The 13,221-nt window shown below is 37.4% G+C and carries 9 protein-coding genes, 6 tRNA genes and 4 pseudogenes; 1 reads left to right on the top strand and 18 read right to left on the bottom strand.

Annotated features, from left to right (window positions below; translation table 11 throughout):
* Window positions 1–1,083, top strand: a pseudogene (locus tag C568_RS30865) (glucosaminidase domain-containing protein); the annotation flags it as partial.
* Between the two features lie 259 nt (window positions 1,084–1,342).
* On the opposite strand, the gene C568_RS0114830 reads toward C568_RS30865, so the two are convergent.
* From C568_RS0114830 to C568_RS0114745, 18 genes and pseudogenes are all read right to left on the bottom strand, one after another.
* Complete coding sequence (locus C568_RS0114830; RefSeq protein WP_018767167.1) at window positions 1,343–1,798, bottom strand: AraC family transcriptional regulator; 456 nt, start codon at window positions 1,796–1,798, stop codon at window positions 1,343–1,345.
* A 70-nt stretch (window positions 1,799–1,868) separates the two neighbouring features.
* A pseudogene (locus C568_RS0114825) lies at window positions 1,869–2,236 on the bottom strand (heteromeric transposase endonuclease subunit TnsA); the annotation flags it as partial.
* Between the two features lie 403 nt (window positions 2,237–2,639).
* Complete coding sequence (locus tag C568_RS0114815) at window positions 2,640–3,485, bottom strand: DUF2785 domain-containing protein (RefSeq protein WP_018781988.1); 846 nt, start codon at window positions 3,483–3,485, stop codon at window positions 2,640–2,642.
* The gene (locus tag C568_RS35445; RefSeq protein WP_029427324.1) at window positions 3,482–3,676 is read right to left on the bottom strand and encodes a hypothetical protein; all 195 of its coding nucleotides are present in this window, start codon (window positions 3,674–3,676) and stop codon (window positions 3,482–3,484) included. Before C568_RS35445 ends, C568_RS0114815 begins: the two co-directional genes overlap by 4 nt.
* A 105-nt stretch (window positions 3,677–3,781) precedes the next feature.
* Window positions 3,782–4,003: pseudogene (locus tag C568_RS36270) on the bottom strand (transposase); the annotation flags it as partial.
* A 91-nt stretch (window positions 4,004–4,094) separates the two neighbouring features.
* Window positions 4,095–5,897 (bottom strand): glutamine--fructose-6-phosphate transaminase (isomerizing), encoded by a 1,803-nt coding sequence (gene glmS / locus C568_RS0114805; protein ID WP_006097148.1) that lies wholly within the window; start codon window positions 5,895–5,897, stop codon window positions 4,095–4,097.
* Window positions 5,898–5,909: 12 nt separating this feature from the next.
* Window positions 5,910–6,093, bottom strand: a pseudogene (locus C568_RS36265) (hypothetical protein).
* A 286-nt stretch (window positions 6,094–6,379) separates the two neighbouring features.
* Window positions 6,380–7,726 (bottom strand): phosphoglucosamine mutase, encoded by a 1,347-nt coding sequence (glmM, locus tag C568_RS0114795; RefSeq protein ID WP_018767176.1) that lies wholly within the window; start codon window positions 7,724–7,726, stop codon window positions 6,380–6,382.
* Window positions 7,719–9,170 carry a CdaR family protein gene (locus C568_RS0114790; RefSeq protein ID WP_018781985.1) on the bottom strand — a complete coding sequence of 484 codons (1,452 nt, stop codon included), beginning with the start codon at window positions 9,168–9,170 and terminating at the stop codon, window positions 7,719–7,721. The genes glmM and C568_RS0114790 overlap by 8 nt, the downstream gene beginning before the upstream one ends.
* Window positions 9,163–9,990, bottom strand: a complete 828-nt coding sequence (cdaA, locus tag C568_RS0114785; protein ID WP_003204777.1) for a diadenylate cyclase CdaA — start codon at window positions 9,988–9,990, stop codon at window positions 9,163–9,165. The genes C568_RS0114790 and cdaA overlap by 8 nt, the downstream gene beginning before the upstream one ends.
* A 251-nt stretch (window positions 9,991–10,241) precedes the next feature.
* Window positions 10,242–11,135, bottom strand: coding sequence for an arginase (gene rocF, locus C568_RS0114780; RefSeq protein ID WP_003194411.1), 894 nt, complete (start codon window positions 11,133–11,135; stop codon window positions 10,242–10,244).
* A 220-nt stretch (window positions 11,136–11,355) separates the two neighbouring features.
* A complete protein-coding gene (locus tag C568_RS0114775; RefSeq protein ID WP_018781984.1) occupies window positions 11,356–12,501 on the bottom strand; it encodes a glycerate kinase in 1,146 nt (381 codons plus the stop codon).
* A 162-nt stretch (window positions 12,502–12,663) separates the two neighbouring features.
* Window positions 12,664–12,736: transfer RNA gene (locus C568_RS0114770), tRNA-Ala, on the bottom strand.
* A gap of 10 nt (window positions 12,737–12,746) precedes the next feature.
* A tRNA-Gly gene (locus C568_RS0114765) sits at window positions 12,747–12,818 on the bottom strand.
* 5 nt (window positions 12,819–12,823) lie between these two features.
* A tRNA-Lys gene (locus C568_RS0114760) sits at window positions 12,824–12,899 on the bottom strand.
* 5 nt (window positions 12,900–12,904) lie between these two features.
* A tRNA-Gln gene (locus tag C568_RS0114755) sits at window positions 12,905–12,979 on the bottom strand.
* A gap of 65 nt (window positions 12,980–13,044) precedes the next feature.
* A tRNA-Tyr gene (locus C568_RS0114750) sits at window positions 13,045–13,128 on the bottom strand.
* Between the two features lie 16 nt (window positions 13,129–13,144).
* Window positions 13,145–13,220: transfer RNA gene (locus C568_RS0114745), tRNA-Val, on the bottom strand.
* Between the last annotated feature and the right edge of the window lies 1 nt (window position 13,221).

Here is a 13,221-nt window from a genome sequence, read left to right as displayed (position 1 = left end):
TTTGATAACGGAGTTTGGTATTACCTAAACTCTAATGGCCCTATGAAAACAGGGTGGCTTTTTGATAACGGAGTTTGGTATTACCTAAACTCTAACGGCACCATGAAAACAGGATGGCTTCTCGACGGTAACCAGTGGTACTACCTAAATTCAAATGGGACGATGAAAACGGGTTGGCTACAAGAAGGGAGTACATGGTACTATTTACAGCTAAATGGTGTTATGCAAACTGGATTCGCTTCTATTGACGGAACAACGTATTATTTCAATAACAGCGGTACTTGGATTCCTGAAAATAATATTACTGCTACGTCATATATAAACCTTGATTTAACATATGCTTCAAATGTTACTGGTAAAGAAATTGATGCTGACATTAAAAAATACCAACCAGATAGCCCATTAATTGGACATGGAAACGACTTTGTTGCAGCTCAAGCTCAGTATGGTGTTAACGCACTTTATTTAGCGGCACATGCTATTTTAGAATCCGGATATGGTAAATCTGAAATCGCATATCGCAAACATAATCTATTTGGTTTGCGCGCTTATGATCAGGATCCGTTTAAATATGCAAAATATTTACCAACTTTCGGTGATAGCATTGCCTATAATGCCAATTATGTAAGAGATAAATATTTAGAGAAAAATGGATCATATTACTATGGTCCAACATTGCAAGGTATGAATGTTATGTATTCAACAGATCAAGAATGGTCTACCAAAATCGCAAAAATTATGGAGCGTATTAAACCCTTCCAAAAACAAGATTATTTATATGCAAAAAAATTACCTAAAAACCCAAATACCTTAAATGTTGACGCACTCTCAAATAATATCCCATATAAAACATATCTACAGGGAACGAAAGCAACTGCTAAACTAGCTGCCTTCTATTACGTTGTACCCTATTCATTTGATGGAGTAATTAAAAGTCAGTCTGTTACAGAAAACAACCAAGGTACATTAGCATTAGGAACATCAGTATTCGTTCATCGCGAAGATCCCAATGGATGGGTCGAATTCTCATTTACAATAAACGGAAATAAATATTGGATATTGAAAACTAAATTAAACATGTAAACAGCACAGCCCTTTTAGACGAAAACTAAAAGGGCTGTATTTATAAAAGCTAAGAGTACATTTAAAGAGGCCAGATTTTTGATATAGTACCTGCAATAGATATATTTCCTAGTACGAAAATTATTGGTTGTTATGCTCTCCCTGAGATATTCCTTTTGGCCAGTGAAGTGGAAAATGTATTTTTTAAGAACCAAAAAGAGGAAATATAAGGTGCTCTTTTTGGTCAATCAAACAAATTGGAATTTATCCAATTACTACTTTAATATACGGGTACACAAATTTCACAATGATGATTATTAACCATTTTGACTACATACCTTTCGATGATTGGTCTTGCTTCATCAAATTGATATCCTTGCCCAGATAATTCTGGAAAAATATCAACCCACGCTTTCTGAACTGCTTCTGCTGTATGATTAATTTTAAAAACAGCATATTTCCCTCCAACAATATTACCTTCTCTTACATAGTCATCAGTTACTGCATAGTCGTTTGAAACAACTATGCAGGTATCATAACGACAGTTTTCAAGTTTAGTAGTTTCAGGATTATCCTGAGCAATTCCAAGAATTATGGATTCGTCATTAAATAAATGGTTAGATTTTGCCCATTCTTTTAATTTTTCCATTGTTCGCACATTATCAATTCCATAAGGGCCAATCTCCCTTATGTAAGCAATCCGATATGCTGGAATCTTTTCAATCATAATATCCATGTTTTGTTTGCCTCCTTTAAAGAATAAATAACTTGTTCATCACAAGATTACTACGATATAAAATAGAATACACAGCATTTTTTAAAATCTTTGACATATATTTCAAATATTTACATTTATCATTTTCTAATTCTACACTTAATAAAAAATCCTTTGTCATCACAATCGGTTCGCCCGTTTTAGGATCTGTAGGATGTTTAATTCCTAATTCATCTGCAATAACAAAATAAGAATATTCAGTTATATAAAAGTAATTTCGTTCCAAATCTGATAAAAATTCATGTTGTCTGCTCGTTTTAATCCCTTTCAAGCGTGTTGATCGACCTAACGAGGAAACATCTTGAATCTTCAACCAAGGCTGATAATCACCCTAATTCCTGACCCGCGACCTTGCATAATCCATTTTTCAATTTCAGATGTTCTTTTTCTTTTGGACATAAAAACACCCCTTTAGATAATCGTATCTAAAGGGGTAAAGCTTCGCATCTTTTTTAAAAACGTCGCGACTTTATTTCAAACCAACAATAAATGTAGCTTTAGAATAAAGATTGATCAAATTAATACTAATAGCCTTGATAAACAAGCAAAAAGAAAGAGCGTGTTTTGAAAAAAGATTAATCAAAACACGCTCTTAATATATTTTATTGAATCATTCTTTTATAAAAAAGTTTGATCATTTCTATGATAGTTCCTCCATTAAAGCGCCCTTTAATGGAGGAACATGCCAGAGGGTGTCAAACAAAGAACTAAGGCTTTGGTCAACCTTTTATAAAGCAGTCACAGTAGTAATTTTGTGACTGCCATTTTTAACTAAACGAAAATTGAAACACACTCTAATCCTTTAACTGATAGAAAACCTGTTCAGTTTTGCCTCAGTACCAAGCATGACAGTGTTAAGCTCATCCCCTCGGATATCTTGTCCCCTTCTGAAATAGAGACTGCGTAAAAAATTCTTGCTGTTCACGCGAGCAATCACCTGACTGCGACTTCTCGGCAAATTGCAGCATTGCGCTAAGCCGCTAATCCAATCAGCGATTTCTTGATGTGGAAGTAACTCTTTGTCAATCATCGTATCCACGATGTTGACCAACCGTTCATCATCCTCATCGCTAAAAATGTGTCTACCATTATGAAGCATGCCAGAAATAGCGACAAGAACCTCACGCAGCAGTGCGACGCTACTCTCCTCGCACTGCACCAGCTCGACAAAAATATCCGCACCGTGGGAAGCGCTGTGAGCCCAGCCTCCTACTGAAAGGTAACCTCGCAGATCCTTCTCCTCTTTATAATAACGGAGCATTGCATGCATTAATTGCTCAATTTCCGCTTGATTGAAAAATGGATTCTGTCTGTGGCGTTGCACAATCAAAGCGATAGGCAAGGCAGAAAACGTCCTTGTAAAAACTGACTGATCATCCTCGCTGCCAATATTATAGAACAAATGGTTCTCATCAGTCAGAACAGTTAAGAGGCTACGCAACTCCTCTCCACTGAACTTATTCTCTTCCTTAATCCACATATAAAACATCGGATAAATCAGGTTATCCCGTAATTCTGGCTGAGGATCGCCAATATATTGAAGTAACAAAGGTAAGAAATCTTGATGCTGCTCACCTTCGCGTAACTGATACTTATCCTTCTCAATTCTTTGCAAATCCAGCATCAATTTGGTCCTTGTATCGCTCATTTTCCCATCCCTCTCATCATTCGTTCTATTCGGTCGATTGTTTTTTCAAATACTTTTAAACCTACGTTGTTATATTTAAAAATTTTTTGCAATCTTATTTTTACTCCCGATTCATGAGCTGTAATTAACCTTTGACTCTGCTTTAAGTCATCAATAAGAATTCTTTCCGATAATATCCAAAGTGAAATCATATAAATTATCATAGTGTAATAGCTCAATTGCTTTATCTCTTTTCATTTCAAGCCTTACTGCATATGTAGTTTCTCTATTTTTTCGAAATCTGTTCTGCGGCCAGCAACAATATAATTCGAATACTCAGTTAAATAAAAGTAATTTCGTTCCAAGTCCGACAGAAATTCATGCTTTCTGTTTGTTTTTATTCCTTTTAAACGAGTTGAACGACCCTTTGAAGATACATCTTGAATCTTTAACCAAGGTTTATAATCTACTCCAATACCGACCCCTCGACCTTGTTTAACCCACTATTCAATCTCGGATGTTCTTTTTCTTTTCGACATAAAAACACCCCTTTAGATAATCATATCTAAAGGGGTAAAACGGTGCAACTTTATTTCAAATCTACAATAAAATTATGAACCTCCCAATCTCCTACTCAACAGTAACAGATTTAGCTAAGTTACGTGGCTTATCAACATCACACTCGCGGTGAAGCGCTGCGTAGTATGAAATCAGTTGTAATGGAATAACCGCTACAAGCGGTGCTAACGCTTCATGTACAGCTGGTAATACGAAGCTGTCACCTTCCATTTCTAAGCCTTTCATTGCGATGATACACGGGTTTGCTCCGCGTGCTACTACTTCTTTTACATTGCCGCGAATTCCAAGGTTTACGTGCTCTTGTGTAGCAAGCGCGATAACTGGTGTACCTTTTTCGATTAACGCGATTGTACCGTGTTTTAATTCTCCACCAGCAAATCCTTCTGCTTGGATGTAAGAGATTTCTTTTAGCTTTAACGCACCTTCTAAACCAACATAGAAGTCTACGCTACGTCCGATGAAGAAACAGTTGCGAGTTGTCGCTAAAAATTGCTTTGCAAGTGCATCCATTTCTTCTTTTTGATTACAAAGTACTTCCATTGCATTGGCTACAAGACCTAATTCGTGTGTTAAGTCAAAATCAAGAACTTCACCTTTTGCTTTCGCAATGTCAGCTGCTAAGATTGAAAGCACTGCAAGTTGTGCTGTGTAAGCTTTCGTAGAAGCGACTGCAATTTCTGGTCCTGCATATAAAGGTAGTGTATAGTCCGCCTCACGAGAAAGCGTAGAACCTGGTACGTTTGTGATTGTCAATGCTTTATGACCCATTTCATTTGTTTGCACAAGTACTGCACGGCTATCTGCTGTTTCACCACTTTGTGAAATGTAAATGAAGAATGGTCTTTCTGTTAATAGTGGCATATTGTAAGAGAATTCACTTGCTACGTGTACTTCTACAGGTACTTTCGCAAATTTTTCGATGAATTGCTTTCCAACAAGACCAGCATGGTAACTTGTTCCACATGCAATAATATAAATACGATCGCTATCTAAAATTGCATTACGAATATCTTCATCTAATTCAATTTCGCCATCTTCATTTTGATACTTTTGAATGATATTACGGATTACAAGTGGTTGCTCATCAATTTCTTTTAACATGAAATGAGGATATGTTCCTTTTTCAATATCACTTGCATCTAATTCCGCTGTAAACGGTGCACGCTCAATCGTTTCACCTTGTAAGTTTTTAATTGTAATGCTTTCTTGTGTTACGATCACCATTTCTTTATCCATTAACTCGATAAATTGATCTGTAACTTGTAACATTGCCATTGCATCGCTTGCAACAACATTAAAGTTGTCACCAACACCTACTAATAGCGGGCTTTTGTTTTTAGCAACATAAATCATGTTTGGATTTTCAGCATCAAGTAAGCCAATTGCATAAGAACCATGTAAAATGGATAACGTTTGACGGAATGCGTCTTCTACACTTAATCCTGTGTTGACTTGCTGTTCCATAAGCTGAACGATAATTTCTGTATCTGTTTCACTTACAAACGTCACATCTTGAAGATATTCTTTTTTCACTAATTCATAGTTTTCAATTACACCATTATGAACTAGTGTAAAGCGTTTTGACGTACTTTGATGCGGATGTGCATTTACTTTACTTGGAACACCATGTGTTGCCCAGCGTGTATGACCGATTCCCACGCTTGCAGCTACATTTTCATCCACGATTTCACGAAGTTTTGCAATACGGCCTTTTTCTTTGAATACAACAACACCGTTCTCTGCCTGTACTGCAATACCCGCTGAATCATATCCACGGTACTCTAGCTTCTCTAAGCCTTTTAATAAAATTTCTTTTGCATCTTGATCTCCAATAAATCCTACGATTCCACACATGTTTAGTTGCCGTTACAAATGCTTACATTGCTTTGCGAACATGTAACGACATAGTCCGATCCCATTATTTACATATAAAAAACGGATTACATATTGCTAGCCCTGTAAGTCTGTAACGGCTTTCACCTTCCTCTCGATTGGGTTTCAGTCCGTATATACTTATACAGCCAGTATTCATCCGTTCTTTTTCCCTCATCACACTTTTATCTTTGTCCATTGAGTCACCTCAACGCTTTAAATAAAAGCTTTCGGTTGTGATGAACAACCGGGAGTCATCCGCCGAAATCTCGATAAAACTCCTCCTCGTCAACTACATAACTTGTAGCTCTGGCGCTTTCATAATTCATATATTAATTTTGAGAAAAAGAACAAGACCATCTTATAACAAACAGCATAAACCGTCAATGAAAAATTTTCATTGTCTATAAAACATATGAAAAAAGAGCACAAAACGTGCTCCTTTTTCATATGAAATTGGCGAATTATTCAGCGCCAACTTCAGCTTTCACAACTTCTACAATACGATGTACATATCCATCACAAAGTTCTTGTGTTGGTGCTTCTGCCATAACTCGAATAAGTGGCTCTGTTCCAGAAGGACGAACAAGGATACGTCCTTCTCCGTTCATTTCTTCTTCTACCACACGGATGATTTCTTTAATTTTCTCATTTTCTAATGCCAGTTTCTTATCTGTTACACGAACGTTCACCAATAATTGTGGGAACTTTGTCATTTCACCTGCAAGCTCAGACAATGGTTTCTTCGTCATTTTCATGATGTTTACAAGCTGAAGTGCACTTAACATTCCATCTCCAGTTGTAATGTAATCAAGCAAGATAATATGACCAGATTGTTCACCACCAAGGTTATAACCGCCGCGTTTCATTTCTTCCATTACATAGCGATCACCAACTGCTGTTTTATCACTTGTAATACCGTTTGCTTCAAGTGCTTTGTAGAAACCTAAGTTACTCATAACTGTTGAAACAACTGTGTTATGTTTTAATTGACCAGTTTCTTTCATGTACTTCGCACAGATGTACATAATTTGATCCCCATCAACAACGTTTCCTTTTTCATCTACTGCAATTAAACGGTCTCCATCACCATCAAAGGCAAGTCCAATATCTGCACCTTTTTCTTTTACTAATTCTGCTAAACCTTCTGGATGTGTAGAACCAACACCGTCATTAATATTCATGCCGTTTGGTGAAGTACCCATTGTAGAGATATCAGCTTCTAAATCTGCAAATAAATATGGTGCTAAAGAAGATGTTGCACCATGCGCACAATCTAAAGCAATATGTAAACCTGAGAAATCTTCTTCTACAGTTTGTTTAATGTATTGTAAGTATTTTTGTCCACCTTCGAAGTAGTCATTCACTTGTCCAAGCTCTGTTCCTGCCGGACGTGGTAATTCATCTACTTCTTTATCTAATAAAGCTTCAATTTCAGCTTCTTGCTCATCAGTTAGTTTAAACCCATCTGAACCGAAGAATTTAATTCCATTATCTTGTACTGGGTTATGGGATGCTGAAATCATAACACCTGCTTGTGCATCTAATGCTTTTGTTAAGTAAGCAACCCCAGGAGTTGAAATAACGCCAAGGCGCATAACTTCTGCTCCAGTTGATAATAATCCTGCTACTAACGCACCTTCTAGCATATGACCAGATACACGTGTGTCACGACCAATAATCACTTTTGGACGATCTGTATCTTTTGTTAATACATACCCTCCAAAACGACCAATTTTAAACGCTAATTCAGGCGTTAATTCCTTATTCGCGACACCGCGCACACCATCTGTACCAAAATATTTACCCATTGCTATTCGCTCCTTTATTTTGCTCTTTTGGTTTTTCTGCTTCATTCTCTTTTTCAGATTCTTTGTTCTGTTCTTCTTTTGGTTTTTCTGTTGGTTTTTCTGTTGGTTTTTCTGTTTCATTCTCTTTATCTTTTTGTGAATCTGGTTGCTCCGGCTTACCTTGTACTTCTTGATCTGGTTTTTCTTTCTTTACAAGGGTTACCTTTACAGTTTTTTGTTTTGCTTCTATTGAAACATTACTAGGACCGCTAACCTGAATTGGAATATCATGCGTCCCAGAAGATATGTTTTGTAGATTAATTGATGCTGTTATTTGCGCCGCTGTTATTTTATCTACTATACTTGCTTCTCCTGAAATATCAACGCTTATCTTTCCACTTTGTGGAGAAAGTAGTTGTAAAGTGAATTCATCTGACAATCCATTTTTTTGTATAGAAATGCCATCTATTGTCTTATGCTTTACAGTTTTTTGTTTTTGCACTTCGACAGAAACCTTCACTTGACTGGGGCTTACATTGGTTACACCTTTCGGTAATAAAACAGAGGCATCGAATGTTGTAGATTCCGTAATTTTACTAAGATCTACTTCGACGCCCTCCAAGGACTTTATATTATCCAAAACATCTTTTGGGCCTGATATTGTCACTTCATTTGGTTCGATACCGATGTTTGTAACCGCTAACCCCTCTGGTAGACTTCCTCTTTTCACATAAGTTAGTGGCACAGTTTTTTCAATATTATTTGTCGCAGTTGGATTTGAAACTGGGATTGTAACATTTACTTTAGACGGTGTTGTTTGTAAGTCTAATTTCCGGCCTTCTTCATCATACAGTACAATTTCGGCTGTCTTTGTTACTGTTTTTGTTATCCCCTTCAAATCAACATACGCCCTGACAAGCGCAACTTTTGCTAGTTCCTCTTCTGTACCCATAACTTCAACAGTTCCTGGTTTGATAGTCGGTTTTTCAACCATACTTCCTTGCATTTGACTCTCATTTGAGTACTTTACTTCCACAGGAAATGACTTTTTTGCTTTCTTTTGAATCGTAACTTTAACTTTCGCCGGTTGAACTGTTGCTTTTAAATTGTTTTCCATCCCGGTATACTTTAAAGGAACATCGTATGTTCCTGTAGAATACCCACGTAAATCTAAAGATACTCCAAACTCACGTTGCGACCTTGCTGCAGTAATTACATTTTTTGGCCCTTCCAATTTTATTTTTATATACTTTGGAACACCACTTACAATATATTTATCTTCATCATAATTTACTGCTACTACAACGTTAGATACTGTCTCCGTTACATCACCTGTTGGAAAAAGTGATGCACTCGTATTCCCTGTCGTGTTTTTATCTGACAAATTCGTCGACATGTAAAGCATTAACGCCAATAGTAATGAAATTCCTTTTAAAAACCAGTGGTTCTCCATTAGCTTATCCATGACGCTTTCTCCTCCAATTCCAATTCCATAAAGATGAAGAAGTTGTCTTCACATTTCCACTAAACTCTGCTAAAAGCATCTCTTTTAACTGTTCGACTTTTAAGTCACGATGCAATTCTCCATTTTTAGTTAAAGAGATTTGGCCTGTTTCTTCTGATACAACCACTGTAATGCTATCAGTTACTTCACTAACTCCCATCGCAGCCCGGTGACGCGTTCCTAATTCTTTTGATATGAACGGGCTTTCCGATAATGGCAAATAACAAGCTGCTGCTTTAATCGTATTTCCTTGCATAATCACTGCTCCATCATGAAGCGGTGTATTAGGGATAAAGATATTAATAAGTAGTTCTGATGACACATTCGCATTTAAAGGAATCCCGGTTTCTACATAATCTCCCATTCCAGTTTCTCTAGATAATGTAATAAGCGCACCTATGCGTCGTTTCCCCATATATTCAGTTGCCTTTGCCACAGCATTCGCAACGATTTCATGCTCTTCTTCTTCCTGACCAATTCCACGGGAGAACAAACTTCCTCTTCCTAATTGTTCAAGCGCTCGTCTAAGCTCTGGTTGGAAAATAATAATTATTGCTAAAAATCCCCATGTTAAAGCTTGGTCCGTGAGCCACTGCAATGTATGCAACTCAAATAAATAACTTAATATACGAACGATAATAATAACTGTAATCCCTTTCAAAAGTTGAACAGCTTTTGTTCCTCGGATTACAAGAATTAGCTTATATATAACAAACCACACAACGGCGATATCTAATATCGTACTGAGATATTTCAAAAGGTTCATATCTCCAAAAGGCATGCTAACCCTTCCTCCTACTTATGAGCAATTTTATCCATATACTGAAATATTATTATTTTGCTCTATCTGTATGTATTTACAACAACTAGTTAATTATACCATACATGAAAGAAACGACAATTACAACGACACCCCCTTGGTGAAAATTGGTAAGATGTCGAACTTTTCTTGTAAAGCGGTATAATATAACTCATTATTATACTCTTTTTTTAAAATAAAAAAAAGCAGCATTTCAGCTGCTTTTCTTACATTTATTTTAGTTTTTCACCGAATAAAGAACCCATTAAAGCTACCGCTGTTGTTGCCGTTCTATTTTTCTCATCTAAAATCGGATTTACTTCAACAAACTCAGCAGATGTAATGATATCAGCCTCCGATAACATTTCCATCGCTAAATGACTTTCACGATATGATAATCCACCAGTTACAGGTGTTCCAACTCCTGGTGCATCATGTGGATCAAGTCCATCTAAATCTAATGATAAATGAACACCATCTGTATGAGATAAATATGCAATCGTTTCTTCCATAACGGCAGTCATTCCCATACGATCAATTTCATGCATTGTAAACACTTTAATTCCTTCATTACGAATGAATTCTTTTTCACCTTCATCTAACGCGCGCGCACCGATAATAACAACGTTTTCCTTTTTAACCTTTGGATACGCTTCATATAAATTAACGAGTGAAGGATGTCCATAACCTAAACTTGCTGCAAGTGACATACCATGAATGTTTCCAGATGGTGATGTCTCTTCCGTATTTAAATCCCCATGTGCATCGTACCAAATAACACCTAAATTTTTATAGTTCTTTGCCACCCCTGCAAGTGTCCCGATAGCAATACTATGGTCACCACCTAATACAAGTGGAAAACGACCTTTTTCTATAATATGATCAACCTTACTTGCTAATTCATCACAAACATGTGCAACTTGTGTAAGGTTTCTTAATTTTGTATTTTCATCTATTTCCTGTTCTCTTTCAATACATAGGTCTCCGATATCTTCTACGTCATACCCAATATTTTGAATTCGTTCAATTACTCCTGCATAACGAATTGCACTTGGTCCCATATCAACCCCACGACGCATTTGCCCTAAGTCCATTGGAACTCCAACGATTGAAATTTCTTTCTTCATAGATAGTCTCCCCCTTTTATGCCTTCACTAAATATTTTAAATCTTTTCTATAGTCTGACTCAACTCGACATTTTTTTGTATGTATATGCACCTTATTCACCCATATCTACGTAGAAACCAATATCCTAAAGCTATTTTATGTATAAAACGAAACGCCTCCCAGGAAACCTCATTACACATGTATTCATAAATAATTGAAAGTAAAAAAACGCCTCCTATATTAGAGACGTCTTTCTGATGCTATTTTCCATACAGATGCGATATTTCGTGCGGACATTTCAATATTTTCCTTTGCTGTTATATATGCTTCCTCTAATGTCATTGGACTTGATGTGGCAGCAAACACAGCATCTATTCCTTCTTTATAAACTGAAATGTGATTAGGGAGCACGGAACCCCCAATAGCTATAACGGGTATATGAAGTTTCTTTGCCCGTCTAGCAATTCCAACTGGAGCTTTTCCATAAGCTGTTTGTACATCTATCCTTCCTTCACCTGTAAGAACTAGATCCGCTTCTTTTATATGTTCATCAAAATTTGTATAATCTAATACAATTTCAATTCCTTTTCTTAATTCCCCTTGTAGTACAGCAGCAACAGCAGCGCCTAATCCCCCCGCAGCTCCTGCACCTGCAATCTCTTCCACATCAATATGTAAATATTTTTTTAATACATGGGCATAACGCTTTAAGTTATCATCTAACTGTGCAATCATTTCTGCACTTGCTCCCTTTTGTTTTGCAAATACAAAAGATGCTCCTTTTTGTCCTGTCAAAGGATTATCTACATCACACGCCGCTTCTAGTTTTACATGTGCTAAACGAGAATCCAACTTCAATAAATCTAAAGAATCAATAGAATGTAAATTTCCACCGACAGGTTCTATTACTCGTCCATCTTTCTCTAAAAATTTTACACCTAAGGCAGAGAGCATTCCGGCACCCCCATCGTTCGTAGCACTTCCTCCAAGACCTAAAATGATGTGCTGTACGCCTTTATCCAGTGCATCTAATATAAGCTCTCCCGTTCCTTTTGTTGTTGTAATAAGAGGATTTCGCTTTTTAACTGAAACATGCTGTAATCCTGATGCTGCTGCCATTTCAATAAACGCTGTTCTTTTGTCTTGAGAAATGCCGTAAAATGCTTCTACACGCTCACCAAGTGGACCTGTTACATGAAGTGGAATAATCTTTCCCCCTGTAGCATCAACAAGGGACTGGACTGTACCTTCTCCTCCATCTCCAATCGGGACTTTTACATACTCAGCTTCAGGAAAAATTTTAGTAAATCCTTTTTCAATAGCCTTACATACCTCTATCGCTCGTAAGCTTTCTTTATATGAATCAGATGCAATAACAATTTTCAACACCGATCCCTCCATTCCCCTTATTCCAACACACTTCAATTCAAATGGTATATTTCACTCTATCTTTCTATTGTAAACGAAATGAATGGAAACTCATCCTTATTAAGCAAGATAGACAAAAAACCTTACATCAAAAGATGTAAGGTTTTTTCTAATTTATAATGGAGCCTAGCGGGATCGAACCGCTGACCTCCTGCGTGCAAGGCAGGCGCTCTCCCAGCTGAGCTAAGGCCCCGAAGTAAAAAAGCGGAAGACGGGATTCGAACCCGCGACCCCAACCTTGGCAAGGTTGTATTCTACCACTGAACTACTTCCGCGAAAATGGTGAGCCATGAAGGACTCGAACCTTCGACCCTCTGATTAAAAGTCAGATGCTCTACCAACTGAGCTAATAGCTCGTAAATGGCTGGGCTAGCTGGATTCGAACCAGCGCATGACGGAGTCAAAGTCCGTTGCCTTACCGCTTGGCTATAGCCCATTAATATTTACTAGTATGGTTGTCTTTTCAAAAAAATAAACCTTTTCAGGTTGTTTTTTTGAAAATGGTGGAGGGGGGCAGATTCGAACTGCCGAACCCGAAGGAGCGGATTTACAGTCCGCCGCGTTTAGCCACTTCGCTACCCCTCCGACATTATAAAATATATGGTGGAGGATGACGGGATCGAACCGCCGACCCCCTGCTTGTAAGGCAGGTGCTCTCCCAGCTGAGCTAATCCTCCA

This window comes from Bacillus sp. 95MFCvi2.1 (assembly GCF_000374965.1).
In the GTDB taxonomy this organism is placed as follows: domain Bacteria; phylum Bacillota; class Bacilli; order Bacillales; family Bacillaceae_G; genus Bacillus_A; species Bacillus_A pseudomycoides.
This window is presented reverse-complemented; position numbering and strand designations above follow the sequence as displayed.

Excerpts from the sequence above, each read along its gene's own strand:
- rocF (WP_003194411.1), bottom strand. The coding sequence starts at position 11,135 with ATGAAGAAAGAAATTTCAATCGTTGGAGTTCCAATGGACTTAGGGCAA.
- C568_RS0114790 (WP_018781985.1), bottom strand. The coding sequence starts at position 9,170 with ATGGATAAGCTAATGGAGAACCACTGGTTTTTAAAAGGAATTTCATTA.
- glmM (WP_018767176.1), bottom strand. The coding sequence starts at position 7,726 with ATGGGTAAATATTTTGGTACAGATGGTGTGCGCGGTGTCGCGAATAAG.
- glmS (WP_006097148.1), bottom strand. The coding sequence starts at position 5,897 with ATGTGTGGAATCGTAGGATTTATTGGAGATCAAGATGCAAAAGAAATT.
- C568_RS0114830 (WP_018767167.1), bottom strand. The coding sequence starts at position 1,798 with ATGGATATTATGATTGAAAAGATTCCAGCATATCGGATTGCTTACATA.
- C568_RS35445 (WP_029427324.1), bottom strand. The coding sequence starts at position 3,676 with ATGATTTCACTTTGGATATTATCGGAAAGAATTCTTATTGATGACTTA.
- cdaA (WP_003204777.1), bottom strand. The coding sequence starts at position 9,990 with ATGCCTTTTGGAGATATGAACCTTTTGAAATATCTCAGTACGATATTA.
- C568_RS0114815 (WP_018781988.1), bottom strand. The coding sequence starts at position 3,485 with ATGAGCGATACAAGGACCAAATTGATGCTGGATTTGCAAAGAATTGAG.